This window comes from Pseudomonas sp. NMI542_15 (genome assembly GCF_021283425.1).
Classification (GTDB): domain Bacteria; phylum Pseudomonadota; class Gammaproteobacteria; order Pseudomonadales; family Pseudomonadaceae; genus Aquipseudomonas; species Aquipseudomonas fortuita.
Window position 1 is genome coordinate 62,198 of the sequence record NZ_JAJSRO010000012.1, and the last position, 23,298, is coordinate 85,495.

24 protein-coding genes are annotated in these 23,298 nt (G+C 60.9%); 10 read left to right on the plus strand and 14 right to left on the minus strand.

Features of this window, described 5'->3' with window-relative positions; all coding sequences use genetic code 11:
• Window positions 1-10: 10 nt before the first annotated feature.
• Window positions 11-1,264, minus strand: coding sequence for a DUF6685 family protein (locus tag LU684_RS17825; RefSeq protein WP_232894873.1), 1,254 nt, complete (start codon window positions 1,262-1,264; stop codon window positions 11-13).
• 34 nt (window positions 1,265-1,298) lie between these two features.
• On the minus strand, window positions 1,299-1,832 hold the full coding sequence (locus LU684_RS17830; protein ID WP_016489277.1) for a hypothetical protein: 534 nt from the start codon (window positions 1,830-1,832) through the stop codon (window positions 1,299-1,301).
• A gap of 306 nt (window positions 1,833-2,138) precedes the next feature.
• Between LU684_RS17830 and LU684_RS17835 the strand changes: the two genes are divergently transcribed.
• Window positions 2,139-2,630, plus strand: a complete 492-nt coding sequence (locus LU684_RS17835; RefSeq protein ID WP_016489276.1) for a hypothetical protein — start codon at window positions 2,139-2,141, stop codon at window positions 2,628-2,630.
• A complete protein-coding gene (locus LU684_RS17840) occupies window positions 2,627-3,280 on the plus strand; it encodes an OmpA family protein (protein WP_232894874.1) in 654 nt (217 codons plus the stop codon). Before LU684_RS17835 ends, LU684_RS17840 begins: the two co-directional genes overlap by 4 nt.
• Window positions 3,281-3,302: 22 nt before the next feature.
• Here LU684_RS17840 and LU684_RS17845 read toward each other — a convergent pair whose 3' ends face one another.
• Entirely contained in the window at window positions 3,303-3,650 is a 348-nt protein-coding gene (locus LU684_RS17845; RefSeq protein WP_016489274.1) for a hypothetical protein, read from the minus strand.
• A gap of 113 nt (window positions 3,651-3,763) precedes the next feature.
• Here LU684_RS17845 and LU684_RS17850 point away from each other — a divergent pair, with 113 nt between their 5' ends.
• Window positions 3,764-4,375, plus strand: coding sequence for a hypothetical protein (locus tag LU684_RS17850; protein ID WP_016489273.1), 612 nt, complete (start codon window positions 3,764-3,766; stop codon window positions 4,373-4,375).
• A gap of 102 nt (window positions 4,376-4,477) precedes the next feature.
• The gene (locus tag LU684_RS17855; RefSeq protein WP_016489272.1) at window positions 4,478-5,236 is read left to right on the plus strand and encodes a hypothetical protein; all 759 of its coding nucleotides are present in this window, start codon (window positions 4,478-4,480) and stop codon (window positions 5,234-5,236) included.
• Window positions 5,237-5,280: 44 nt separating this feature from the next.
• On the opposite strand, the gene LU684_RS17860 is transcribed toward LU684_RS17855, so the two are convergent.
• The 10 genes from LU684_RS17860 to LU684_RS17905 all read right to left on the minus strand — a co-directional run bounded on the left by LU684_RS17860 (window position 5,281) and on the right by LU684_RS17905 (window position 14,255).
• Window positions 5,281-5,712 (minus strand): hypothetical protein, encoded by a 432-nt coding sequence (locus LU684_RS17860; RefSeq protein WP_224372387.1) that lies wholly within the window; start codon window positions 5,710-5,712, stop codon window positions 5,281-5,283.
• A 28-nt stretch (window positions 5,713-5,740) separates the two neighbouring features.
• Window positions 5,741-6,166: a hypothetical protein gene (locus tag LU684_RS17865; protein WP_016489270.1), complete on the minus strand. Its 426-nt coding sequence runs from the start codon at window positions 6,164-6,166 to the stop codon at window positions 5,741-5,743.
• 88 nt (window positions 6,167-6,254) lie between these two features.
• On the minus strand, window positions 6,255-7,604 hold the full coding sequence (locus LU684_RS17870; protein ID WP_232894875.1) for a hypothetical protein: 1,350 nt from the start codon (window positions 7,602-7,604) through the stop codon (window positions 6,255-6,257).
• 27 nt (window positions 7,605-7,631) lie between these two features.
• Window positions 7,632-8,765, minus strand: a complete 1,134-nt coding sequence (locus LU684_RS17875; protein WP_095116520.1) for a M23 family metallopeptidase — start codon at window positions 8,763-8,765, stop codon at window positions 7,632-7,634.
• Between the two features lie 13 nt (window positions 8,766-8,778).
• On the minus strand, window positions 8,779-9,954 hold the full coding sequence (locus LU684_RS17880; protein ID WP_096426803.1) for a hypothetical protein: 1,176 nt from the start codon (window positions 9,952-9,954) through the stop codon (window positions 8,779-8,781).
• 7 nt (window positions 9,955-9,961) lie between these two features.
• Complete coding sequence (locus tag LU684_RS17885) at window positions 9,962-11,098, minus strand: hypothetical protein (protein ID WP_096426802.1); 1,137 nt, start codon at window positions 11,096-11,098, stop codon at window positions 9,962-9,964.
• 1 nt (window position 11,099) lies between these two features.
• Window positions 11,100-11,855: a hypothetical protein gene (locus tag LU684_RS17890; RefSeq protein WP_016489265.1), complete on the minus strand. Its 756-nt coding sequence runs from the start codon at window positions 11,853-11,855 to the stop codon at window positions 11,100-11,102.
• A 12-nt stretch (window positions 11,856-11,867) separates the two neighbouring features.
• The gene (locus LU684_RS17895) at window positions 11,868-12,713 is read right to left on the minus strand and encodes a hypothetical protein (RefSeq protein ID WP_016489264.1); all 846 of its coding nucleotides are present in this window, start codon (window positions 12,711-12,713) and stop codon (window positions 11,868-11,870) included.
• On the minus strand, window positions 12,706-13,224 hold the full coding sequence (locus LU684_RS17900; protein ID WP_016489263.1) for a type IVB secretion system protein IcmW: 519 nt from the start codon (window positions 13,222-13,224) through the stop codon (window positions 12,706-12,708). The genes LU684_RS17895 and LU684_RS17900 overlap by 8 nt, the downstream gene beginning before the upstream one ends.
• Before the next feature lie 260 nt (window positions 13,225-13,484).
• Window positions 13,485-14,255 carry a nuclease-related domain-containing protein gene (locus LU684_RS17905; RefSeq protein WP_060518504.1) on the minus strand — a complete coding sequence of 257 codons (771 nt, stop codon included), beginning with the start codon at window positions 14,253-14,255 and terminating at the stop codon, window positions 13,485-13,487.
• A 174-nt stretch (window positions 14,256-14,429) separates the two neighbouring features.
• Between LU684_RS17905 and LU684_RS17910 the strand changes: the two genes are divergently transcribed.
• The gene (locus tag LU684_RS17910) at window positions 14,430-16,823 is read left to right on the plus strand and encodes a TonB-dependent siderophore receptor (protein ID WP_232894876.1); all 2,394 of its coding nucleotides are present in this window, start codon (window positions 14,430-14,432) and stop codon (window positions 16,821-16,823) included.
• Window positions 16,824-16,919: 96 nt separating this feature from the next.
• On the opposite strand, the gene LU684_RS17915 is transcribed toward LU684_RS17910, so the two are convergent.
• Window positions 16,920-17,567, minus strand: a complete 648-nt coding sequence (locus tag LU684_RS17915; protein ID WP_016489260.1) for a TetR/AcrR family transcriptional regulator — start codon at window positions 17,565-17,567, stop codon at window positions 16,920-16,922.
• 122 nt (window positions 17,568-17,689) lie between these two features.
• Between LU684_RS17915 and LU684_RS17920 the strand changes: the two genes are divergently transcribed.
• From LU684_RS17920 to LU684_RS17940, 5 genes are all read left to right on the plus strand, one after another.
• Complete coding sequence (locus LU684_RS17920; protein ID WP_016489259.1) at window positions 17,690-19,726, plus strand: NADH:flavin oxidoreductase; 2,037 nt, start codon at window positions 17,690-17,692, stop codon at window positions 19,724-19,726.
• A gap of 100 nt (window positions 19,727-19,826) precedes the next feature.
• Complete coding sequence (locus LU684_RS17925; protein ID WP_070086978.1) at window positions 19,827-21,134, plus strand: M24 family metallopeptidase; 1,308 nt, start codon at window positions 19,827-19,829, stop codon at window positions 21,132-21,134.
• A gap of 13 nt (window positions 21,135-21,147) precedes the next feature.
• Entirely contained in the window at window positions 21,148-21,957 is an 810-nt protein-coding gene (locus tag LU684_RS17930; RefSeq protein ID WP_060518496.1) for an amino acid ABC transporter ATP-binding protein, read from the plus strand.
• On the plus strand, window positions 21,957-22,598 hold the full coding sequence (locus LU684_RS17935; protein WP_232894877.1) for an amino acid ABC transporter permease: 642 nt from the start codon (window positions 21,957-21,959) through the stop codon (window positions 22,596-22,598). The genes LU684_RS17930 and LU684_RS17935 overlap by 1 nt, the downstream gene beginning before the upstream one ends.
• The gene (locus tag LU684_RS17940) at window positions 22,595-23,254 is read left to right on the plus strand and encodes an amino acid ABC transporter permease (protein WP_019470406.1); all 660 of its coding nucleotides are present in this window, start codon (window positions 22,595-22,597) and stop codon (window positions 23,252-23,254) included. Before LU684_RS17935 ends, LU684_RS17940 begins: the two co-directional genes overlap by 4 nt.
• The last annotated feature ends 44 nt before the right edge of the window (window positions 23,255-23,298 follow it).

Below are 23,298 nucleotides of genomic sequence, written 5' to 3' on the forward strand. Positions count from 1 at the left end.
CAGGGGCCGATCAGTCTGGGCTCGGTGCTTGCGGAGTTGCCTGCTTGGCCACCTGGTGCTCATGCAGGGCGGCATAGCCGTCCACCGTGGCGCGCAGGGTGTGCAAGGCCTGGCTGGAGATGGCGCCTGGGCTGTGCCGGGCCAGCGCATCGTAAACGCTCTGGGCATCTAGCCGGTGCACGCCAAAGGCTTCATCCATTGTCGCTTGCTCGACGCTTTGCCAATTCACCGCGGTCGGCAACTCGTCACGAAGGCTGGCTGCTGCGTGCTTGCCGAACAAGTGCGCCGCGCCGACCTTAGCTTCCAGTTCGGGCAGAGCTTGTATGCGGCTGCGTATTTCATCCTGGCGGGCGCGACGCTCGACTGTGGCGTCGGGAGAGGCCAGCGCCATCAGTAGTTCGCCCACATTGGTAAAGCCTTCACTCTCGAAGATCTCTGCGACCTTGCGTGAGCGTGCTTCATCTCTGGGCAGGAAGATGGCTACGCCATTGTCATAAGGCTGCGGCAGGTCGCCCCAGTAGTGGGTGGCCTTGAAGTCGCGCATGGCCTCGAGACCTTCAGCAAAGAACACGTCCTTGGTGACGGCGTAGATGGCGTAGTCATCGTTCAGCTGGGCAGCGGCTTCGGCATCGAGGCCGTTACGGACGAGGCGGCCTTGCAGCGCAACAGTTTGCTGCAACTGCCTGGCGATATGCTGGGCGGCGACGAAATGATGCGAGCCACCGCTGTTGGCCAGGTACAGTCCGTCATCCCAGTCGTACTGGACCAGGAAGTCGCTGGTGCCATGAACAATGCCGATCTCGGGCCAGCGCAGGTTTTGCGCAAGCCCTTCCTGGCTCACATCCCGGATGAACGCCTGGCAGGCCTGTTCCGCCATCTGCTGCATGGAGTAGAAACGATACAGGTCGGACTTGGAGGCCGACAGGCCCGTCACGTCAGCTATGTCACAGGTGAAGTGGGCCGTGGTTTCGCTGCTGCCCAGTCGGGCGAGTGCCGGGATATGCCGGTGTTCGCTCTGGTAGTGGCCGTCGCTGGCGCGCCAGCCCCTGACCTCACCGTTCTTTTCGCTGCCTTGGCTGAAGCCGATATGGTTCGACCACTCATGCCAGCGCACCACGCTCGAGGAGGCGATGACGGCGGCGGTGTCATCCACCCGCATTCGAATGTTCGGCGCCTGCGCGATGACCCGGCGCAGCCGGGCGGGGATGCCCAGGTCGTCCTTGACCGTTTCCAGAAACTTGGCAGCCAGTGTTCTGAAGCTCATGGCGTGACTCCATTCAACGCAGGGTGATTGGCACTTACTGGGTGACGCGCTGCACTGCGTCCGCTGCCTCGCGCGCTTTGCGTTTGAGGGTTTTCACCACCGTGCGTACATCGTACGAACAGCTGATGTAGGTATCGCTGCCGTCTGCATAAAGCCACAGGTCATGGTTGCCGACTTCTTTCTTGTAGTCGCCAACCTCGTCCTTGGGAATGTCGGCCAGCTTGGCGACCGTCTGGATGCTTTCGCCGCTGAATGCGCCGCCGTAGGCGTTGAAGTCGCCTTCGCCATTGGAACCAGGGTGCAGCGACAGCCGGGTGACGGGACGGCCGTACACGTCCAGCGGGTTTGGAACGGTGAATTCACCGTCGGACAGGTCCGATGCCTGGACGATGGCTTTACCGTTCGCGGCCTTGATCAAGGCTTCGAACTGCTCGGGCGATACATTGCGTTTGCAAGTGAGCGCCTGGGTCAGGCGGGCACTGGCTTCTGACGGGTCGATTTTTTCTGCGTAGGCCGAGGTGCAGGCGAGCGAAACCAAAAGCGGCAGGGCGAGTTGCAGGGGGTTCATGCGTCAGATCCTTCTGGATGACAAAATGCTATCAATTTTAGTTGTCAGAAAAATGTTTTTTGCATAGGGCGAGTGTGCGCTACGCCTTGCCCAGGGTCAAGCGATCAGCTGCTCATGAGCAGGATTCAAACCTTGACGGGGCAAGGCCTCAAATTCATACTCGCTATCCATATCAACATTTTTCTAACAGGCCATTTTGATAATTGACAGGACGTCGAGCAGTGGCTGACGCACTTCGCTGTCAGTTGTTGCGGCGTTTGCGCTGGGCCTTACCGTTCAGCTGGCCCTTACAAGGAGTTTCCTGGCATGTCCTACCCATTACCTCCACTTGCCGTGGAGTCGGGCCTGAGGGTGGTGGGCGATCGCCGCGCAGCCTTGTGGCTGTTGTCGGTGCCTTTGCTGGCGGCGCTTGTCGCTTTTGCCATCGCGGTCATTGCAACCCTGATGGGTGAAATGGCGCAAGGATCACCACGTTTCTACGCCGCCGCGCTGTCCTTTTCGACCTTGCTGCTAAGCGTGATGCTGCTGCCTGCGTACCTGTTGAGTCTGGGCTGGTACGCATGGTGGACGCGCGAAGGTGACCATCATCGTCTGCGCCTGGGCCTGTGGCTCGCGCCGCTGGTAGCGGTGTTGTTCGCATGGTTCCCGGCCACGCTGGTTCCTGGGCTGCAGCCGCTTGGCCAGGATGCTATCGACCCGCTGCGAACCTATTTGCTCGCAGGCATGCTCACCCTGTTGCTGGGCTATGCCTGGTCCGTCATCGTTTTCGTGATCCTGCGGTACTGGAGAGATGTATGAACACCGTGCTTGCCACCCCACGCAGCGTGCTGCCGCTTGTTCTGGCCGTCATGTCGGCGGTAATGGTGCCCAGGGCTTTCGCAGGGTTCGAACTGGTAGAAAGCCCCGCGGCGCCGGTCCCTTATGCCGCACCTTCTGCCCAGGGGCAGGACACGGCGCACATGCAGCAGACCATCAACGCCTTGAATGTCGAGATCCAGAGCCTGCGGGTTCGTCTGGCGGCTGCAGAGGCCGATGCCAATGCTAGCCGCCAGGAGCTGCTGGCAATTCGTGCGCGGCAGGACCACATCCAGTCCTCGATCAACCACATGACCCTGAATTTCGCCTTCGGCCACTCACGGTTCAGCCCCAGTGCCGATGATGGCGACGTCCTGGTGCGCTCCGCGCAAGACGCACTGCAGGTGAAGATCGTGGGTTTCACCGACGGTGTTGGCACGGTAGAGGCGAACCGCCGTGTGGCCTTGCTCAGGGCCCAGGCTGCGAAGATGCACCTGGTTCGCCGGGGGGTGGCAGCGTCGAAGATCAGTGCCGAAGGGCAAGTGGGCGATTACATTGCCCCGAACGACACTGCAGATGGCCGCGCCGCCAACCGCCGGGTTGAATTCGAGTTTTTCGGCCAGTATCAGGCAAGCACGCCCGTCAATCGTTAACGGCCAGGGCCATGCCGATGGGTCAGGCCTGTAGGCGCTGGTTGTCCAGGAACAACCGCGCCTCGGCGGCCGCGGCGATGGTGGCGTCGGCTGGCGCCTCCCAGGCTACCCCGTTGTAGCGCAAGCTGTAGCTTTCGCGGCAGGAGTGAAAGCCGATATGGGCCCAGTCAATGCTTTCACTGCCAGCCCATTCACCCAGAATCTCCGACCTTGCTGCGCCAGCCGCCCGGCGCTTTTCGATCTGCCCGACCACATCGGCGAACAGCCGCAGGTTTTCAAGGTCGATGCTGACCGAGGCAGGGCCAATGTTCAGCACGCCGCCGACATTGCCGGGCGCGGGTTGAAATGCACAGTGAAACTGATGGGTCATTGCTACATCCTTGAAGTGTGGGCTGCAAACATACAAAACACGAACGACTGCCGGCTGGACCTTTCAGCAGGTTGAAGTTCATTCTAGCCGAGCCGGTGCGAGGGAGTTGGACCATGTATACGCTGTATGAACTCGAGGCTTTTGTGGCGCAGGCCATCAGTGGCGATATCTTTGCGCAGGCAGGGGGTGGCTTCGTCAGCGTTATGGCCAAAAGCTCGCCTGCCATCCAGAAGGACATTCCCGCGGCTTTCGAGATGTACACGCTGCTGGAGCATTACCTGAAATCACTGCCCGTTCGGCACGCGGCAATCGGCTACGGCGCAAAAATGCTCGACCTTGAGCCGGGCATCGTGGTTGATGACGACGGGCGCAAGGTGATCGCACTGTTGCCGATTCAGGCCAACCAATTGGCGCAAGTGGCCTTCTGGCTGGCCGATGCGTTGCCCAGCCAGGAGGTGAAGGCGATGCCCGGGACGCTTGCGTTGATGTTCAGCGTTGAAACCCATGAAGGCACGGAACACTTGCTGCCGGAATGGATGGCCGTATTTTATGTCCAAGGCGATGCAAGGCATTGTGTGCCGATTCTCGCGCTCAAGTCTGTGCTGGAGGACGAGCGTTTCGGGGGTGACTGGGTAGCGGTTGCCTTGCACCGGCTGACTGATTTTTCTTTGCCTCAGGCGGATGCCCAGCAGGCCGCCGGGGCTGAAGTACACACGACAAAGTAGCCCTGATCCGCCCCCTTTCGCGGGCAATGGGCTGACCGATTCACCCTGAAGCTGATGTCGGCAGCGCGTGTGCCGGCGATATGCAGATGCCTGGAGGCAGCAATGGACCATAACTGGGGGGCAGGGCGGCGCAGTGGCGGCCTGGATGGCGGGTATACCGGGTCGCTTGATCATGCAATCTCCAACCTTCATGTCGGCCGCAGCCAAGGCCGCAAGCAAGGCCTTGAGGAGGGCCACAAGGAGGGCTTTGAAGAGGGGTACTCGCAAGGCTGGTATGCCGGGGCGGCGCGTGCCAACGAAAAACTGGAGCCGCTGCGTGACTATGTTCGCCAGTACTTCGACGAAGCCGTGCAACTGCGGGCCGAAGTAGAGCGCCAGCGTGAACTGATCAAGTTGATGCACGGGCAGATGCTGCAGTTTGCACAGGCCAGGCGCGCCGGGGCGCAGGAGGGCGGACCGGAAGCAGGGCTGGCCGAAGAGGTTGCCGCGCTCAAGAAAGCCAATCGGCTATTGCATGCAACCATCGATTCGATGGAAACGCAGTTCCAGTCCACGTTTGCGCAGTCCGGCCTGAAGACGCAGCAATACAATCGAACCCTGGTGTTCGCGCATGCGGCGCAGGCGCTTGTGGCTGAGCTGGTTGCCGATGGCACGCCTGAGGCTCAGCTGGTACGTGAGCGATTCGTGGAGCACTACCGGCAAGAAGTTGCGCATAGCCTGCGTGAAGGCGATATCCAGATAGCCCCGGAGCTCGATGAGGCGTTTCAGAAACAGCTGCCCGAAACGCATCGGTTCATCATCGACATGCTGCAATCGGTTGCACCCCGGCCAGAAGCGGGTGAACCTGACCCAATGCCGTAGGCGCCGGGCCAGGGCAGCTGCCTGTCGCAAGGGGTACCGAGGGGCTATTGAGCAGGCTGGTCGATTGCGGGTGGCGGCGCAGGCTGAGGCGCGTAGGGCGACTCGTGGCCTGGGTTGGCGGGGGCATCACCCGGCGTGCCCTGGCTGTCGATGGGTACGCATACCAACGCCGTGCGTACCTGCGCAGGGTATTGCTGCACTTCGTAGCCGTATGCCGGCGGCTGTCGCATTTCCGGGGCCTGGCAGGTGCCTTCGATCACGCCCTGGCGAGGGGTGGAGAAGTCACAGCTTTCGCCTTCGTAGCGATTGGCGCACGAACGGTAAGCGGCCACCGGCGTGACCTGCTTCGGCACAGGCACGTAGATGGTGGTGTTGCGCGGTAGCTCCTGCCACTGCTCCTCACGGGGCGCGGGGGCGTCCTGCGCCAGGGTGGCATTCGCCATGGCCAGCGCGCCGAGCGCCAGCACTATCGTCATGCTTGCTTTCACCGAGCCCCTCCAGCCGTCACATGCCGGGTTCATAATCCGAACCACTGCGGTTTCTGGGCGCAGGTTCGCTGTGGTCCAGGCCCGCGTCCACTTCCACGCCGCGCTCTTTCATCTCGCTGATCATGTATTCATAGCCGATCGTGAAGTGGGCCAGGTCGTAGCCAGGGTCGGCCTGCTTGATCTTCGAGGTCAACTGGACGATTTCCAGTTTCACCGGGTCCGGGGTTTCGTCGGTGTCCCAGTTGCCCGAGTTGTTTTCCAGGTTGTTCAAGTGGAAGGCCTGGCTGAAAGCCTTGCCATTCACCGTGATTTCCTTCGCCAGCTTCTCGTACAGGTTTTTGCCACCCAGGCCCTCTTCCAGGCTGGCGTCAACCACCCGCAAGAAGTCCAGATGGGCCTCTGGCGTGGCGGTGACTTCTTTCCAGTTGCTGTACTCTTTCATTCCGTTCTCCTTGCTTGGATGAATGCCTGCGCCCTCATGGCTCCCGTTCGGCATTGGCTGGGGGGTGAGCGTGTACGCGTGTCTGGCCTCAGGGAGTGAAACCGTTGTCTTGCGATGAGCCTGAAGGCTTGCCGCGGACCAGGCTGACGATGCCCTGCACCATTTCCTTCAGGCGCTCGAAAATGCGCTGCATGGCGTCTTGCAAACGCTCCAGGTGCGATTGCGATTCGCCTGCGAATGCGGGGGTGTTACCTGCATTGTGGTGCATGCTCTCGCTGGAGTTTTCCAGCCGGTTCTTGAGCTTGTCGTAATGCGGGCTGCCTTCGGTCTCGGGGTTCAGCAGCTCTTCCTGGGCGCGGCCGTACTGCCTGGCCCAGCCGGTGAGTGCCTTGTCCATGGCCTTCTTGCTGGCCTGTGCGTCCGGTGACTGCCCTACGGCTTCGACGAATGCCTCGTGCAAGTCGGTGAATTCACCGTCGGGTTTCATCTTCTCGACCACTTCGGGCACGGTAAGGCCGGTTTGTACGGCGCGTGCTTCGATCTGTTCACGAACCTGGGGCAGTTCGCCCGCGTTCCAGAAAGCCTGATGAGCCTTCTCGTAATTGCTGGCGGCTTTCTCGACCTGATCCACCCGGTATTCGGACAGGCGGGGCAATACCTGCACCCGGCCAGCCAGCTCTTCAGCAAACGCAGACTCACCCGCAGCGGCAGGTTGTTCCTGCGTTGCCGGCTGCGCCGCAGCGGCCTCTTCAGGCTGCTTGCTCGTGCCTGCACGCAAGGTACTGGCCAGCGCGCTGGCACCCTTGCCCAGGCCTTGCATGGCTGCACCCGTCAGCGAAGCCACGCCACCCACGAGCTCGGCACTGCCTTGCAGCAGCGTTTCGGCAGCGTTGCGCTCTCGCGCCTGCCGGTTGGGCGCGTCTGCAGCATTGGCGGCATCCGACTCGTGGAGGGTGGCGTTGATGCGTCGCACTTCTTCCGGGTCGAGCGAAGCGCCTTCGGGCTTCAATTCGCCGGCAACCTTCATGATGGCGTCAAACACGCTTGCGTCGAAGTCTGGGCTGCCTTGTGCCTGGCTGGCGTGTGGGGGTTGGCCAGCGCTCATCCCACCGGCTTCGACGTTGTAGGCCGGCAGTGCAGTTGCATCGATCGAGCGCGCTACCCAGGCGTCGCCCTGGTAGTCCATCAATACAGGTTCGCCGCGCTGCGCCGTTGTGTCGTGCATGGCCTGTTCAAGCCCTGCCCCCCACAGCGTCTGGCTGCCGTCGGGTGTTTCCAGGGTGACGTAGTAACTGCTCTGGTTGGTAGGGTCATGTTTGTAGGGCGCTGCGCCATGATGGACCAAGATGCCTGCATAACTCCGCCCTGGCTGGGCGGGTTGCCCGGCCGCAGAATCAGCGACGGCTTGATCAGGCTTGTCGAGTTCTTTGGGTTCCATCTGTGTTTACCTTTCGTGGGCGCCGCATTATTCAATGGATCTGGACACAGCTCCTTTCTGAGCACGCTGGTGCGCCCATTCGGTCTGTGCCCTTTGACCTGCCAATTTCTGCGACGCGTAAACGGCAAGCAATGCTTCAACTTTTTCCTTTTTGCGATAAATCGCTTCCGACAAGTAGTTGCTGACACCTATCGCCCGGTTGTAGTCAACCCATAGCGCGCGGCTGGAAACATGGGTGATGCTGTTGTTCCACTCGGCATCGCTGAACCGTCGGGAGGCTTCGGTCATCATCATTTCCGAAACCGACATGGTGTCGTAACCACCGATGGGTGGCGTCGGCAAGGCACCATAGCCATCGGCGTCGGACAAGTACATCGGTGGCGTCTTGCCGTCAGCCTCTGCCAGCGCCGCATCGGCATTGGCCGCTGCCACTTGCACGGGCTCGGCTGTGGAGTCTGGCGCAACGCCGCCTGAAGGTACATTGCCGAACAGGATCTCGTGCTGTGCCTTGGTATCCTTGCCCAGGATGCGCTGATGCTCCGGGTGGCCATCCTGAATGGGGTAAGTTTGGCAGAAATAGGGTGCCGGGTCAGTCTTCCAGCCAATGCCGTCCTGACGCTTGAACACCGGTGGCAGCTGCGCGGGGTTGAATGGCCCGCGCTGTGCGTTTTCGGTGAATGCCTTGGCCCTGGCGGCGTCTTTGGTGGAGGTGCCGTAGGTGAAGTGCAAATGCTTGGTCATCGAGCTACTGGGGGTATTGCCCGAAAGGCCCAGCTGTTGCCCGGGTTTGACCTGGGCCTTGCGCTTTACGCCGTTGGCAAAGCCGCTGAGGTGGTAGTAGGCGACGATGTCGCCGTTGGCCCGCTTGATCAGCACGGCGTTACCCGCAGAACCTAGCGCCCCGGCGAAGGTGATTTCGCCCTCGGTGGTGGCATAGACCGGTTGCGACGCGCCACTGGTGGAAAAGTCCAGGCCGTCGTGCATGTGCGCTTTCTGGTTGGCCGAGCCAAAGTTGCCCGAGCCACCACCACGGAATTTGCCGAAACGACCAGAAACAACTTCCTTGTCGGTTGGCGATACCATGCAGGTGTCTGCAACGGCACTGTGGGCGCAGGCCAGCACGCCCAATGTCACAACGCCGCGCAAGATCGTTTTTTTCATCCCTTGCGCTCCGTCACTTCACGCTCTGCTGCATGTTCTGCCTGGCAGCATCCGTTGCCGCTTTGCTGGTCAGGGTCTGGCCGCCAGCTGTGCTGACGTTCATCGATACCAGCGACGCCAACTGAGCTTCCATGTTTTCGTACTGCCGGTACTGCTTTTCCTGGATGGCCAGGTCCAGCGCCTTGATCTTCAGCAACTCGACCAATGCACCACGCTCGTTCTGTGCCGCCATGACCCGCGCCCAGCTGTCGTACTCCGCCGTGTTGCCCGAATAGCGCTTCACTTCGTTACGGAAATGCACTGCCAACGGCAGGTCGGTACCTGTTTCCTTGCCTTCAACGCCTGAGTAGTCGAGCTGGATCGCCTTGAGGCTGGACAGCGCAGGTGAAACCAGTGCGTCCTTGCGGGCTTTGGAAAGGGAGTAATCCTCGGCAGCAGACGATTTGCCCGCCGACGACGGGACCGGGCCGTCTGGCAGGCCGGCAACGTTGTTCACGAACCCGACCTTTGCCTTGTACAGGGTTTCGTTTTCCATGGCGGGTTCGAACAAGGTGGCGACGGTGAGGTCGGCGCCCGGCATCGTCCCCACCGATTTGCACAGGCCAGAGTCTGCCTGGTCCTGGGTGCAGAACGGCTTGCGTGCTTCTATCAGTGCCGTCTGGGCGCTGATAGGTTCGGCGTAGGTGCCCGGTGCGGCCACGATCTCGGCCTTGACCCGCTGGCGAACCTCGGTGCCCATGTCGGCATCCCGGTTGCTGATCAGCGTACGGGTCGAGAAGATCTTGCAGGGCGAATAGCCTTGCCCGAACTCGCCGCCGTAGTCGAAGCGCGCCTGTTTTACCCGCTGTGTCTGGGCCAGTACGTTGAGTGCCGTCGCTGTCTGCTGCGCTGCATTGCGCCCGGCCTCGGCAACCGTGTTGGCTGAAAGGGCTTTCTGCTTGGTCATGACCGCAATGGCCGATGTCAGGCGTTGGCTTTCGGTTTCGAGCAAGGCGGAGAGGGACGCATCGACAGCAGAAACGGCTGCGTTGAGCGCCGTGGTAGCCGCCGAGAACACAGGGGCTACGGTGTTTTCCTGGTATTGCGGTGGGCAATAGGCCCAGGCCAGTGTGGAGGTCAGGGCCAACGATACGCCGAATGAAACCTTCCATCTGCGCGCATCGCGTGTTTCGTCGAAATCTTTTTTCATGGCTACCTCACTTCACCGACCGTGCAGCGGTTTCAGACAATACCTTCTGGTACCGCGCTTCCAGCGTGGCATCGAGGCTGTCGGAGGAGGCGACCACCAGCGTTGCCAGGTTGGCGAGCAGCCGTTGGTTCTGCTCGTACTGCTGCTGATGAATCCATACCTCAAGCCCACCCATCTTGGCCGCCTCTACCAGCAACCCGCGCTGGGTCTGGCGTGCCAGGTTGCCTGACCATTGTTCCGCTTCCTTTCCACCGAAGTACTGGTTCACACGCAGCTTGAGCACTTCATTGGGGGACTTGTTGCCGAAGCCCGCGCTGCGGGTGTTGGCTGCGTTGATCATCGACAGGCTGTAGGCCGGTACCGAGAGCAGCGAGTCCTTGCGATTTTTCTGCACCATGTAGGTTTCACCGGCAGGCGTCGCACCGGCCTCTTTGCTCAGCGCCTGATCTGGCGGGCCCATTACATGCTGGATATAGGCCGTGCGTGCCTCGGTGGTCAGCGAGTTTTCGTCCGCGGGCTCGAACAGCAACGCTGCGTTCGTATCGCCGCCTGGCAAGGTGCTAAGCGTGCACAGGCCGGCGTTGGCTTCAGCTTCGGTACAGAACTTGTCGCGATGCTGCTTGAGCCGTTGCTGCATGGCCTGGCCCGTCGAGGCAACCAGGCGCCCTGGCGATGCGTCCAGTTCACCAACCGAGGCTTTGGCCTTGGCCGCCATGGTGCTGAAGGCGATGTCCATCGACTTGTTCTTGGCCACCGTGCCGCAGGGGTCAAAGCCCTGGCCGGTCGCTGCGTTGAAGTCGAGGTAGGCTTTGGCAACGGCCGTGTTCTGCTGCTGGGCGCGGATGGCGTTGACCAGTTGCTCGGATGTCTGCCGGTTGTTGTCTGCTACCACGTTGGCAGACAGCGCTTCCTGCTTGGTGGCAATGGCCACTGCCGAAATGATCTGCTCGAACTTGTACGACATCTGGGTACCGAAGCTCGTGCCAAAGGCCGTTATATTGGCGGACACACTTTTTGTCAGCGCTGCGATCTGGGCGTTGGTCCAGGCTTCTGCCGGGCCGAAGCCATACAACGCGCCATACGAAACACTCGAGAGCATCGTCGAGCCTGCGACGATGCTGGCCAGTTTGAGCCGAAAATTCATATCACTGCCCTGTGAGCATTGGCACGCGACGGTCCGTCACCTGCCCAACAAGAGAATTGGCAGCCATCGCGCTCATCGCCGAGGCAGCGAGCTGTTGCGACTGGGCGTCATTGCAGGCCACCGAGGTGCAGTCGATGTGCGCTTCGGCACGTTGGTCGGTGATCATCGCGGTATAGGCGTAGGCTGCCGCCTCGCCTTCAGGGGCGAGGGTCTTTTCGCTGAACGGCCCTGCGTAGTCCACGTCCCAGCCCTGCATGCCGTTGGCATTGAGCGCGCACATACCCTGCCTGGCTTCGGACACCGTGCAATAGGTATCCCGGTGCATGGCCAGGGTGGCCTGGTCGGCACCCGCCCTGGAGCCGACCCGCTGTGAGGCATAGGTGGCCATCAGCCGCGCTGCATCCTTGTCACGCTGTGATACCGCCTCGACGAAAAGCTTGCCCTGCTCCTGGGCGGTGCACTTGATGGTCACCGGCTGCCCGACTGCGGAGTCGAACGAGGTTGCGGCTTTCATCACCCGGTCGGACATGTCGATGGCCCCTACCGCGTTGGCAAGCTGCTTCTTCGAATCGCTGTCCATTTGCGAGACAACGTTGGCCGACAGCGCGGTCTGCTTGACCGTCACCGACCAGGCACTCATTTCTGTCTGCATGGTGCTGATGAAGGTCAGCACCGACGCCCAGGACAGCGCCTGGGCCGGCAGCGCAGTTGCCCCCAGCCCAAGGCCCACGGCCAGAACTGCCGCGACTTTTTTCATTGCCGGCCCCCTTTAGTTGAACAGGCCGGCAGCCGAGCTGGATGACCCGCTGCTGCTACTGGAAGAGGAGCTGCCGGTGCTGCTCGAAGAGGTGTCAGGTGCGGGGCTGGGCGCCGGTGCCACGGCTCGGGTTGCCGCCGCGCTGCCGGTCGTGGTGCCGCTGCCGGTGCTGGCGCCACCACCAAAGTCGGTCTGTACGTAGTTGAACGGGTTTACATCCACCGTGTAGGTGGCCTCGTACCCGGCGGCGGCGTTGTGGTAGCCGCTGCCCAGTTGTGGGTCGAGCGTGCTCATGCCTTTGCTGACCAGGCCATTGGTAAGGCCATTCAGGTCGCCCAGAGAAGTACCACTGCTGACCTTGCCGATGGCCTGGTTGATCGGGCTGGTCACCATCGAGGCAACCTGCTGGATCGCGGTGCAGACCTTTTTCTGTGCGTACTGCAGCACGGCAGCCTGGGCCGAGGCCAGGATGCTCCCCAGGCTCGGGATCGAGCCGGACAGGTCGAACAGGCTGCTCAAACCGCCGAAGCAGTCTGCCGTGGCACTGAACAGCGACTCGACATTTGGCGTTGCCGACGCCAGCTCGGTATGGATTTTCAGTGCGTCACTGATGGAGGCGCCAATGGTGCCTTCCTTGGTGCCTTCGGCGCAGGCTTCGGCGTCGGCCTTGATGGCTTCGGCCACCACCGAGTCTTGTTGTGAAATCAAGTTGCTGGAGGTGGCGCCCAGGCTACTGGTTGCCGCAACAGCCGGCCCGGCCAGCAACAGCCAGGCCCCCAGCACGCCGCCCATGACTGCGCGTTTGCCCACAGATTTGCCCACTGCCACAGCGACAGGGTTCAGTCGTCCGTCATACATCTGCGTAACTCTCCATGATCTGTGATATCTCGCGCAGCCGCTCCCCGGAGAAAATCTCGCTGAGCAGGTGAGCCTTGCTGAACGCCTCCAGCCGGCGGCGAAATGCCGTGAGCTCTGCCGGCTGCGACAAGTCGCCAGCCAGCAGGGGGGCCAGCGCGCCGGTGAATGCGATGTTGCGCTGTGCCACATACCGCACCAGGTACATGCAGCGCGAAGAGGTGAGGTGGGCCAGCAGCTCGGTGAAGGGTTGTGGAACCTGGTGCAGGACGAGTGCGTAGGCTTCGACGAAGGCCTGGATTTCTTGCATCAGCAACTGGATTTCGAACTGCTGCGCAGGGGCATCCTCATCGAAATCCACCGCCCAGCGGTCAAGCCGATCCATGCTCATCAGGAAACCCACCAGCTGGGCGTTGCGCGACGACTTGGCAAAATGCCCCAGAACGCCGTGTGCCGTGAGGTCCAGCTGATCGATCGGCGGTGTGCCCGCTTCGGAGGTTGTGTATTCGTCCATTCCCTGCACTCGCTTAAAGCATACTGAAATACGCTAAAATGCATCCTGTTTCTAATTCTGTATCAAAAATGCTGGCGTATCAACTTTTTGACATGGCGAGGCCCGGGAAAAATTTTGGCAATTGGCCATTATTTCCGGGTAGTTGCGAGGATTTCATGTGGCGCCAGCAGGGCAGCTGGCGCGTTATGGGGTGATGGGTGGGCGGTTAGCGCAGCACTACCAAGAGCTGAAAAGGGCAGACCTTAGCGAGGAGTTAGCAGCTAGAGACTCTGCATGGTTCTGCATTTGGGGAATGCCGAGCAGCCCCAGAACTGCTGCCCCACCTTTGCGCCTGACTTGAAGGTTCTGATCAGCAGCGCATTGCCACACTTTGGGCACTGCCGTTCTGCGCTCGGGTCGCTACGGCGTTTGAGGTTCTGCACATGCTCGCGATGAGTTGCCAGGGTTGGTGCCCGGCGTCCGGTTTGCAGGGCTTGCAGCATGGCGTCTACATCGGCCTCGCTGAACACCGGTTGCTCGAATGATTTCATGTAGCGAATGAACGTGCTGCCTTGAGTGACGTTGGCTGGCATCTCGGTCTTGAAGGTGCTGTCGCCAACAAAGGTGATCACTGAGTGCAGGTGCTCGGGGCTGACGTTCAGTGTCGCTTCCAATGCCTTCAGGTGCTTGTAGTTCTGTCGCAGCGGGTTCTGGAATTTGAAGGTGCGTTTGTAGAGCTTCTGTGTCCACTGGGCCTGCTTCTCGCCACCAAAGATCCAGCCGCTCATGTTTTTGGTTTCCAGCACGAAGATACCGTAGATCGAGACAAAGACATGGTCGATCTGCGTCGTGCCGTCAGGTGTATCCAGTGTGATGTTGTGCAGGCGGCGGTAAGTGTTTTCGTCCAGCTTCAGCCATGCGAAATAGCGCACCAGCAGTTCACCAAGGTACCCCTTGGTTTCTGGCCTTTTGAGGATTAGCAGCAGAACGACGAGCGGGATGAACCAACTCAGGGTTGTCCAGTGCTGGCTAATGATTGCAGTGAAATCCATTTCTTGACGCTCCATAGATGCTTGACCTTGTGGATTTTACCGAATCAGGCGAGGTGCCACGACGGCCTTGTCCCGAATTGAAAAATAAATGAGGTGATTTCTCATTCTCGTCCGGCCTGTAGAGAAGGCCGGATTACAGGCCACCCCGCCGACCCTCTTACACGGAGCGAGAGAATGAGTTCTACCCCGGTTCCACAGCGCCATCCACTGAGCCGTGCCTTGCACGCGGCACTGTTCGGTTTGATGGTCAGCAGCTACGCACTGCCGTCGCTGGCGCAGCCTTTGAGCGCTGATCACGACACCCCGCTCAAGCAGTGGAACATTCCTGCCGGCCCGCTGGCGCCCGCACTGGACCGCTTTGCACGTGAAGCGGGTATCAGCCTGTCGTTCGATGCGCAGAGCGTGGCCAACCGCAATACCCAAGGGGTGCAGGGTGCGCTGGATACCCCGTCGGCATTAGCGCGGCTGTTGCAGGGGACCGACCTGCAGCCCGAGCAGCAAAGCCAGGCTGCCTACCTGGTGGTACCGCAACCCCAGCCTGCCGGCCCGCTGGAGCTGGGCGCGACCGAGGACTACCGCCTGGCGCCCGTCATCATCAATGCCAAGGTCAAGGCCAGTGCCGACGATGACACCCACTCGGTGGTTGCCAAGGAACTGTGGGTGGGCGGCAAGGTGGCGACCAGCATCCTCAACACGCCAGCCTCCGTGTCGGTAGTGACCAACAAGGAAATGCAGCAGCGCAGCGTCAGCACTACTGAAGAGGCGCTGCAATACACCCCAGGTGTGGTCAGCGACTTCTACGGCTCGGACGACCGCAACGACTACTTCCAGATCCGCGGCTTCCAGGCCACCACCTACCGTGACGGCCTGACCTTGAGCTCGATGCGCGGTGTGCGCGAAGACCCGTTCGCCTACGAGCGCATCGAAATTCTGCGCGGCGCCAACTCCACCCTGTTCGGCCCGGCAGACCCAGGCGGCTCGGTCAACTTCGTGACCAAACAGCCGCGCTTCGAAAAATTTGGCCAGGGCTACGTGACCTACGGCTCCTATGACCATGCCGAAACCGGTATCGATGTAGGCGACGCCCTGAACGACGAACAGACGCTGGCCGGCCGCTTCACTGCCAAGATGCAGAACAGCGACCGTGAGTACGACCATTCGCAGGACGACAACCGCTTCGTGATGGGCGGCCTGACCTGGGCGCCTACCGACTTCACTTCGGCCACGGTGATCCTCGACTACCTGAAGACCAACAGCTCGCCAAACAGCGGTGGCTACCCACTGGACAAGGAATACGACCGCAGCGATTTCTACGGCGAGCCTGGCTACAACTTCCACGATGTCGAGCGCACCAGCCTGAGCGGCAACATCACCCACGACTTCGATAACGGCTTCACGCTGCGCGGCAACCTGCGCTACAGCGAGTTGAGCGATGACTTTGGCTATGTCTATCTGAGCGACAGCGCTTCGCGGGTTGGTACCACCCTGCCGCGCTATGTATTCGGAACTGACAGCGATGCCGATCAGCTCAACGGTAACCTGATGCTGCAATACGATGCCCAGTTCGAGCACATCGACAGCAGCACCCTGGTGGGTGTGGAATACCTCGACTCCACCACCAAGCAGAGCTCCGTATACAGCCTGGCGCCCTCCATCGATATCGCCAACCCAGTGTTCACCGGCGTGCCGGGCGGCATCACGCCCTATACCCGCAAGAAGAACGACGCCACCACCAAGGCCGTGTTCCTGCAGCAGAACCTGTCCTTCCATGACCGCTTGATCGCTACAGCGGGTGTGCGTAATGACTCCATGGACCTGTCCAGCACGGAGTACGTCGGCGGGGTGAGCAAGCAAAGCGACAACTTCTCTGAAACGTCCTACCGTGGCGCATTGACTTACATCGTCAACGATGAAGTCTCCACTTATGTGAGCATGGTGGAATCGGTTTCGCCGCCGCAGGTTGGCGTCACCCCACAGACCGGCAGGCAGTACGAAGTGGGCGTGAAGTATTCGCCGATGGGCATGGATGCGCTTTTCTCTGCCGCGGTTTATGACCTGACCCAGGAAAACGTCACCATCGCCGTCGTGCTGCCGAGCGGCATCATCGAGCAGCAGACGGTGGGCGAGTCACGTGCCCGTGGCCTGGACCTGGAAGCCAAGGCGCAAGTCACGCAAAACCTCAGCCTGATCGGTGCCTATTCCTACATGGAAACCGAGGTGCTGCGCGGTGCGCTGTATGACGGCAGTACGCTCAAGGGCAAGGAATTCACTGTGGCGCCGAAGCATACGGCTTCGCTGTGGAGCTACTACGACATTGCCAACACTGATGTGAGCGTTGGTCTGGGTGCCAGGTACGTTGGTGGCTATTACATGGATGCTGCCAACACCAAGAAGAGCGACGGCACCACGCTGTTTGACGCGGCGCTGAACTACAAGATTGCCAAAGGGACTGACCTTGCCCTGAATGTCAGCAACCTGTTTGACGAGCAGCATGTGGTGGGCTCGGGGACGGCGAACTATTACAACCCGGGGCGTGAGGTGACGGCGAAGGTGAGTTACAGCTGGTAATACGGCTAGCGGATGGCACGGGTTGCGCCCTGTTCACGGGCAAACCCGTGGCCACAGGGGCGCAAATCCTGAAGCTTGCAAAGGCCCCGGTGTTTGTCAGGCGCTCAAATCGGCACTACTAAAACCGTTGCGCTGATAAAAGCGCTCCAGCTCACGGGCTTCCGGCTCCCTGCCGGTAAAAATCTTCAGGTACTCGGGGATGTAGCGCATGCGCTGAGCCAACGGCTCCCGGGTTTTCATGCTGATGTAGCCGATTTGCGTAAGGTAGATCGACCGGGCGCGGGTAATCGCAGCATCGTTTTCAAAGCCGAAACGGTCGAACATCTGCCGTAACGCCTCGACGCGCTGCGCGTCTGCCTGGCCGATTTCCTGCGCCACTTCCGGTGACTGCAGCGCCCAGCTGCGCATGGCGAACTCGAATTGCGAGTCGAACAGTTCGCTGTTCAGCCAGCAGTCGAAGACGTTGAGAATCGCCTCGGTGATGGACTCGGCATAGGCCTGGGACTGGGTCACCAGGTTGAAGGTGTTCTTGTTTTTCCACTGCTCGATCAAGGCTACGAGCAGGGCATCGCGGTCTTCGAAAAACCAGTAGAAGCTGGTGCGCGACAAATTCAGTTTTTTTGCCAGCGGCATCACGCGCACGGCATCGACACCTGACTCAGTCAGGCTTTCATAGGCCGCATTAAGCCAGCTTTCCAGTGAGCCTCGGCCTGCGGGTTCCGCCTTTGAGGTGGCGCCTTTCATGGGCATTTCTCCCTTTTCAATCTGCTGTTTGTGGCAACTGTACACCATCGTCAAGAGTATTGACACCTGTGTACAGAGGGGCATATTGTCGGCTTGCCTGATGACCTGTTTGCGAGACCGATATGAAAAACGATCCGCTACTTCAGCCTTATCGCCTCAAGCATCTGACCCTGCGCAACCGCATCATCACCACGTCCCACGAACCGGCTTACCCGGAAGACGGGATGCCGAAAAAGCTCTATCGGGCCTACCACGTCGAGCGTGCCAAAGCCGGTGTAGCCATGACCATGACCGCAGGCTCCGCCGCGATCTCCCGTGACAGCCCGCCCGTGTTCAACAACATTCTGGCCTACAAGGATGAAGTGGTCGGCTGGATGAAAGACCTGACTGACGAGTGCCACGAACATGGCGCGGCGGTGATGATCCAGCTTACTCACCTGGGCCGGCGTACCCGCTGGGACAAAGGCGACTGGCTACCGGTGGTGTCGCCCTCCCACAATCAGGAACCCGCACACCGCGCCTTCCCCAAGCAGCTGGAACATTGGGACATCGACCGCATCATTCGCGACTATGCCGATGCCGCCGAACGCATGAAGGCCGCCGGCCTGGACGGCATCGAGCTGCAAGCCTACGGCCACTTGATGGACCAGTTCTGGTCGCCCCTGACCAATGAACTGGAAGGGCCTTACGGCGGCTCGCTGCAAAACCGCCTGCGCTTCACCTTCGATGTGCTCACGGCCATTCGCAAACGCGTGGGCCCGGACTTTATTGTCGGCATCCGCTACACCGGGGACGAAGTGCTTGCCGGTGGGCTGCAAAAAGAGGAGGGCTTGCAGATCTCTCAACTGTTGAAAGACAGTGGCATGATTGACTTCCTCAATGTGATCCGCGGCAATATCGCCACCGACGCCGGGCTGACCGACATCATCCCGATCCAGGGCATGCGCAATGCGCCGCACCTGGACTTTGCCGGTGAAATCAGGGCGCTGACCGGCTTCCCGACCTTCCATGCAGCGAAGATCCCCGACGTGGCCACAGCGCGTCATGCCATTGCCTCGGGGTTGGTGGACATGGTCGGCATGACCCGCGCGCACATGACCGACCCGCACATCGTGCGCAAGATCATCGAAGGCCGTGAAGACGATATCCGCCCATGCGTGGGCGCCAACTATTGCCTGGACCGCATTTACAACGCTGGTGCTGCGTACTGCATCCACAACGCCGCGACCGGGCGTGAAACCACCATGCCCCATGAAATACCCAAGGCGGTGCACAAGCGCAAAGTGGTGATTGTGGGCGCCGGCCCTGGTGGCCTGGAGGCGGCACGTGTGGCAGCAGAGCGCGGCCACGAGGTGGTGGTGTACGAGCTGGCGGACAAACCCGGCGGGCAGATTCGCCTGACCGCGCAGTCCGAGCGGCGCAAAGAAATGATCAGCATCATCGATTGGCGCATGGCGCAATGCGAGCGCCTTGGCGTGACGTTCCACTTCAACACCTGGGCAGACACCGCGGTTGTGCTCGATGAAAATGCCGACGTGGTGATCGTGGCGACCGGGGGCATGCCGCACACCGAAGTGCTGGCACACGGCAATCAGTACCTGGTTTCAAGCTGGGACATCATTTCTGGCGATGTGAAGCCTGGGCGCAATGTGCTGGTGTACGACGATGCGGGCGACCATGCCGGCCTGCAAGCCGCCGAGTTCATAGCCCGCAGTGGCGCCAAGACTGAAATCATGACCCCCGACCGTTCGTTCGCGCCAGAAGTCATGGGCATGAACCTGGTGCCCTACATGCGCGCGTTACAGCACCTGGACACCACCTTTACCGTCACCTACCGGCTCAAGGCGGTGGAGAAACAAGGCGACCAATTGCTGGCCACGATCGGCACCGATTACAGCGACCTGACTAAAACGCGCCTGGTGGACCAGGTGGTGGTCAACCACGGCACCCGGCCGCTGGACGAGCTGTATTTCGAACTCAAACCCTTGGCCAGCAACGAAGGCGCCGTGGAGTACATGGACCTGATTGTCGGCAAGCCGCAAACCGTTGTCAGCAACCCCGACGGGCGCTTCCAATTGTTCCGCATTGGTGATGCAGTGGCGTCGCGCAATACCCATGCGGCCATCTACGATGCCCTGCGGCTGGTCAAGGACCTGTAGCTACTGTGTGTTGCCCACAACAATAAAGACAGCCGTCACCCGATTTAGAAACCTTTAGTTACTGCCCCGAAAGTTGGTCTGACTCAGCGGAGGTTGTTGCATGCAAACGGGTTCTGATTCCATTGAGCTGCTCACTGCGTTAACCGAACGCGACCTGCGCTTTCGCAGCGATGCCAAGGTCACTGAACATGCCATCGCGCCGGTCGACACGGCGTTACTCGATGCGTATGCCGCCATCGACCGCAAAGCCTTGCGCCATTACCGCCTGGAGCGCATTCGCGAGCAACTGCGCGCCCAGGATTACGCCGGCATTCTGCTGGCCGACCCGATCAATATTCGCTATGCCACCGACACCAATAACCTTGGTTTGTGGGTGATGCACTCGCCCAGCCGCTATGTGTTTGTGGCCACCGACGGCCCGGTGGTGCTGTTCGAGTTCACCAGCAGCCGGCACAACAGCGAGCACGTTGAAACCATCGATGAAATTCGCCCGGCGATACCCTGGCTGTATTTTCTTGCCGGCCCCCGCGTGCAGGAAAAAGCCGAGCGCTGGGCACAGGAGGTGGCAGACCTGATGGCCCGCCACGCTGGCGGCAACCGCCGCTTGGCGGTGGACCGCTGCGACCCTTGGGGTGCCCAGCGCCTGACGCAACAGGGCATTGAACTGTTCGATGCGCAGCCCTTGATGGAGCAGGCACGCTTGATCAAATCGGCGGAAGAAGTGGCCAGCCACCGGGTGTCCATGGGTGTGTGCGACCTGGCCATTGCCCGCATGCGCACAAGCCTGGTGCCGGGGGTTACCGAAAACCAGCTGTGGAGCATCATGCACGGCACCAACGTCGCGCACGGCGGCGAGTGGGCCGAAAGCCGCTTGCTCAGTTCCGGGCCGCGCACCAATCCGTGGTTTCAGGACGCCACCGACAAGGTCATCAAGGCAGGTGAAATGGTCTGCTTCGACACCGACATGGTCGGCCCCGGCGGTTACCTTTCAGACATCTCGCGCAGCTTCATCTGCCCCGGCAAGGCGCCAACCATGGCCCAACGCGACTTGCTCGACATCGCCTCGCAGCAGATCAACCACAACGTCGAACTGCTGCGCCCGGGCCTGTCCTTTCGCGAGTTTGCCGAACACTGCTGGCCGGTGCCCAAGCGCTTTGAGCACAACCGCTACATGATGATGCTGCACGGCGTCGGCCTGGTGGACGAGTACCCCAGCGTCGCCTACGCCGTGGATTTCGCCGAGTGGGGCTACGACGGCCTGTTCCAGGAAAACATGGTGGTGTCGGTGGAAAGTTACATCGGTGAGCAAGGCGGTGGGGAAGGGGTGAAGCTCGAAGAACAGGTGCTGATCAGCGCCAACGGGCCGATCAAACTCTCGCGCACGCCCTTAGTCGACGGCGATCGATAGCTGGAGCAAAACCATGAGCAGCATGACCGTGATTGAAACCGCACCCACCTTGGCGCCGCGGCCGGTGGCCAGCGCCGAACCGTTCTTGCGCCTGGAGGGCATTCATAAACAGTTTGGCCCTTACCCCGTGTTGCACGACGTGTGTTTTGAAATGAACAAGGGCGAGGTGGTGGCCATTATCGGCCCCAGCGGGTCGGGCAAAAGTACCTTGCTGCGCTGCATCAACCAACTGGAGCCGCCGACCAAGGGGCGGGTCAGCATGGATGGCGTGCACATCGAAGCGGGCAAGGCGTTGCCCCGTACCGAGCTGCTCAAGTTGCGCCGGCGCATTGGCATGGTGTTCCAGTCGTTCAATCTGTTCCCGCACCTGACGGTGCTGCGCAACGTCAGCCTGGCGCAAATCCGCACCCTGGGCCGCAGCCCCAAAGACGCCGACGCCCGCTCCTTGCAACTGCTCGAACGCGTCGGGCTGGCCGACAAAGCCCAGCATTATCCGGCGCGCTGTTCCGGTGGCCAGCAGCAACGCATCGCCATCGCCCGCGCCCTGGCATTGGACCCTGAGCTGATGCTGTTCGATGAGCCGACCTCGGCGCTGGACCCCGAGCTGGGCCTGGAGGTGCTGGCGGTGATGAAAGAGCTGGCCGGCGAAGGCATGTCGATGATTGTGGTAACCCACGAGATGCACTTCGCCGAAACCGTGTCTGACCGGGTGGTGGTGATGGCTGACGGGCGCATCATCGAGCACGGGCCAAGCCAGCAGGTGATGCGCGAGCCCCAGCATGAACGGGTGGTGCAGTTTCTCCAGGCCGTGAGGAATCGCTGATGCAAGACATCCTGATGATGCTGTTGAACGGCGTGCCCTGGACCATTGCCGTAACAGTGCTCGCTTTCTGTGTGGGCGTAGTGCTGGGGTTTCCGATCTGTGCCCTGCGCATGTCCAGGGTCAAGATGCTGAGTGTGCTGGCTGCCATGCTGGTACTGACCCTGCGCTCGATCCCCCCGATTGTCTGGCTGTTTTTCATCTTCTTCGGCATCGGTGGCGGCTATGTCAGCCTGTCGCCGTTTACCGCAGCGGTGGTTGGCCTGGGGCTGATTACGGCGGCGCACATGTCCGAGGTGTACCGTGGTGCGTTCGCGGCGATTCCTGCCGGCCAGTTCGAAGCCGCCTACGCGCTTAACCTGTCGGCACCGCAACGGTTTTTCGATGTGGTGTTGCCGCAGTTGGTGCGCATCGCCATTCCCACCTCAGCCACCTACGCCATTGGCCTACTGAAGGATTCGGCCGTGGCCTCGACCATTGGCGTGGGTGATATCAGCTTTCAGGCTTATCAGGTTTCACAGCAAACCTTTCAGGGCCTGAGCGTCTACAGCGCGGCGGCGGTGGTGTACCTGGTGCTCAGCGTGCCAGTGGCCCTGTGCTCACGTTGGCTGTCGGCCACGTTGAAACAGAGGATTGCCCGATGAGCGAACTGTTGACGATGTGGGCGCAATGGTTGCCAGAATTGTGGAAGGGCTTTGTGCTGTCGATGCAGGTGACAGCGGTAAGCCTGGGCCTGGGCGTCGTGCTGGGCCTGTTGCTGGCCCTGGGCGTTTCGGCGCCGAACCGCTGGTTGCGTTACCCCTCCCTGGTAGTGGTAGAGCTGGGGCGTGGTGCACCGGCATTGATCCTGCTGCAGTATTTCTACTTCGGCCTGCCCAGCGTCAACCTGACCCTGACCTCGTTCTGGGCCGCTGCGCTGGCCATGGCGTACTGCACGGCGGCCTACACCAGTGAAATCATTCGCGGTGGCATCGAGTCGGTGGCCGCAGGGCAAACCGAGGCCGCCGAAGTGATCGGCCTCAACCGGTTCGACGCGCTGCGCTTTGTGATCCTGCCTCAGGCCTTGCGGGTGGCGCTGCCATCACTGCTGGGGTTCTCCATCATGATGTTCCAGGCCTCGTCGCTGTGTTTCACCATCGCCCTGCCAGAAATTGTCAGCCGGGCATCCTCCATTGGCTCCTCCACGTTCGAGTACATGCCAGTGCTGATACTGGCCGGTTTGATGTATGCCGCTGTCTGTGCCCCGGCGACCCTGGGCGTGGCAGCGCTGGAAAAAAGACTGGCCCCCAGCCAGCCATAACAACAAATGCCACTCGCGCCGATTTCGGCTGCTGCTCTCTTAAT

Coding starts and splice junctions, on each gene's coding strand:
- LU684_RS17825 (WP_232894873.1), bottom strand. CDS start 1,264: ATGAGCTTCAGAACACTGGCTGCCAAGTTTCTGGAAACGGTCAAGGAC.
- LU684_RS17830 (WP_016489277.1), bottom strand. CDS start 1,832: ATGAACCCCCTGCAACTCGCCCTGCCGCTTTTGGTTTCGCTCGCCTGC.
- LU684_RS17835 (WP_016489276.1), top strand. CDS start 2,139: ATGTCCTACCCATTACCTCCACTTGCCGTGGAGTCGGGCCTGAGGGTG.
- LU684_RS17840 (WP_232894874.1), top strand. CDS start 2,627: ATGAACACCGTGCTTGCCACCCCACGCAGCGTGCTGCCGCTTGTTCTG.
- LU684_RS17845 (WP_016489274.1), bottom strand. CDS start 3,650: ATGACCCATCAGTTTCACTGTGCATTTCAACCCGCGCCCGGCAATGTC.
- LU684_RS17850 (WP_016489273.1), top strand. CDS start 3,764: ATGTATACGCTGTATGAACTCGAGGCTTTTGTGGCGCAGGCCATCAGT.
- LU684_RS17855 (WP_016489272.1), top strand. CDS start 4,478: ATGGACCATAACTGGGGGGCAGGGCGGCGCAGTGGCGGCCTGGATGGC.
- LU684_RS17860 (WP_224372387.1), bottom strand. CDS start 5,712: ATGACGATAGTGCTGGCGCTCGGCGCGCTGGCCATGGCGAATGCCACC.
- LU684_RS17865 (WP_016489270.1), bottom strand. CDS start 6,166: ATGAAAGAGTACAGCAACTGGAAAGAAGTCACCGCCACGCCAGAGGCC.
- LU684_RS17870 (WP_232894875.1), bottom strand. CDS start 7,604: ATGGAACCCAAAGAACTCGACAAGCCTGATCAAGCCGTCGCTGATTCT.
- LU684_RS17875 (WP_095116520.1), bottom strand. CDS start 8,765: ATGAAAAAAACGATCTTGCGCGGCGTTGTGACATTGGGCGTGCTGGCC.
- LU684_RS17880 (WP_096426803.1), bottom strand. CDS start 9,954: ATGAAAAAAGATTTCGACGAAACACGCGATGCGCGCAGATGGAAGGTT.
- LU684_RS17885 (WP_096426802.1), bottom strand. CDS start 11,098: ATGAATTTTCGGCTCAAACTGGCCAGCATCGTCGCAGGCTCGACGATG.
- LU684_RS17890 (WP_016489265.1), bottom strand. CDS start 11,855: ATGAAAAAAGTCGCGGCAGTTCTGGCCGTGGGCCTTGGGCTGGGGGCA.
- LU684_RS17895 (WP_016489264.1), bottom strand. CDS start 12,713: ATGTATGACGGACGACTGAACCCTGTCGCTGTGGCAGTGGGCAAATCT.
- LU684_RS17900 (WP_016489263.1), bottom strand. CDS start 13,224: ATGGACGAATACACAACCTCCGAAGCGGGCACACCGCCGATCGATCAG.
- LU684_RS17905 (WP_060518504.1), bottom strand. CDS start 14,255: ATGGATTTCACTGCAATCATTAGCCAGCACTGGACAACCCTGAGTTGG.
- LU684_RS17910 (WP_232894876.1), top strand. CDS start 14,430: ATGAGTTCTACCCCGGTTCCACAGCGCCATCCACTGAGCCGTGCCTTG.
- LU684_RS17915 (WP_016489260.1), bottom strand. CDS start 17,567: ATGAAAGGCGCCACCTCAAAGGCGGAACCCGCAGGCCGAGGCTCACTG.
- LU684_RS17920 (WP_016489259.1), top strand. CDS start 17,690: ATGAAAAACGATCCGCTACTTCAGCCTTATCGCCTCAAGCATCTGACC.
- LU684_RS17925 (WP_070086978.1), top strand. CDS start 19,827: ATGCAAACGGGTTCTGATTCCATTGAGCTGCTCACTGCGTTAACCGAA.
- LU684_RS17930 (WP_060518496.1), top strand. CDS start 21,148: ATGAGCAGCATGACCGTGATTGAAACCGCACCCACCTTGGCGCCGCGG.
- LU684_RS17935 (WP_232894877.1), top strand. CDS start 21,957: ATGCAAGACATCCTGATGATGCTGTTGAACGGCGTGCCCTGGACCATT.
- LU684_RS17940 (WP_019470406.1), top strand. CDS start 22,595: ATGAGCGAACTGTTGACGATGTGGGCGCAATGGTTGCCAGAATTGTGG.